The organism is Rhizobium sp. UBA1881 (assembly GCF_002338015.1).
Lineage (GTDB): Bacteria > Pseudomonadota > Alphaproteobacteria > Rhizobiales > Rhizobiaceae > Rhizobium.
Genome location: NZ_DDHH01000003.1, coordinates 1,261 through 2,049 on the forward strand (window position 1 = coordinate 1,261; position 789 = coordinate 2,049).

1 protein-coding gene and 1 pseudogene are annotated in these 789 nt (G+C 65.0%); both read left to right on the forward strand.

Going from position 1 to position 789, the window contains the following annotated elements:
* On the forward strand, positions 1–511 hold a 511-nt coding region (locus B3605_RS00325; RefSeq protein WP_296431511.1), incomplete at its 5' end, for a pseudouridine synthase.
* Between the two features lie 4 nt (positions 512–515).
* A pseudogene (locus B3605_RS00330) lies at positions 516–789 on the forward strand (phosphoribosyltransferase); the annotation flags it as partial.

Here is a 789-nt window from a genome sequence, read left to right on the forward strand (position 1 = left end):
CGATCCGGAAGGCCGCCCGACGGTGTTCGATTGCCTCAAGGATGTCGATACCCCGCATCTGTCGCCGGTCGGCCGGCTGGACAAGGCAAGCGAAGGCCTGCTTCTTTTTACCAACGACACCGTCTTCGCCCAGGCGCTGCTCGACCCGGTCACCCATGTCACCAAGACCTATCACGTCCAGGTCGATCGCGTCATGGAGCCGGAGATGCTGGCCGAGATGGCCTATGGCGTTCGCCACGACGGCGAACTCCTGAAGGCGACGGCGGCCACGCTTTTAAGACAAGGCGAGCGCAACTCCTGGATCGAAGTCGAGCTCGACGAGGGCCGCAACCGCCAGATCCGCCGCATGCTGGAAGCGCTCGGCACCGAATGCCTGCGGCTGGTGCGCGTGGCGATCGGCGATCTCCAACTCGGCGATCTCCCGAAAGGCGCGGTACGCGCTTTGACCGAGGCCGAGCTCAAGGCGCTGCGCCGCCGCGCCGGCATGGAAACGACCAAACGGACCAGATGACATCATGACAGACAGCGCCGCCCTCGCCCCGCACGATTTCTGGCAGGAGCTGCACGCGCCCGGCACCTTTTCGATCGGGGGTGACTTCACATCCTTCTATGTCGCGACGCTGACTGACGGTCGCCAGCTCCGCCTGCCGCTCCGCCCGCTTGCCGATGGCGAACATGCGCTGGCCTCGCTCATCGTCAACCAGGCGAGCTTCGAGGTGCTGGATGCATTGGCCGGGCAGCTGGCAAACAAGCTGAAAGCTCTCGATATCGACGCCGTCGCCGGGCTGC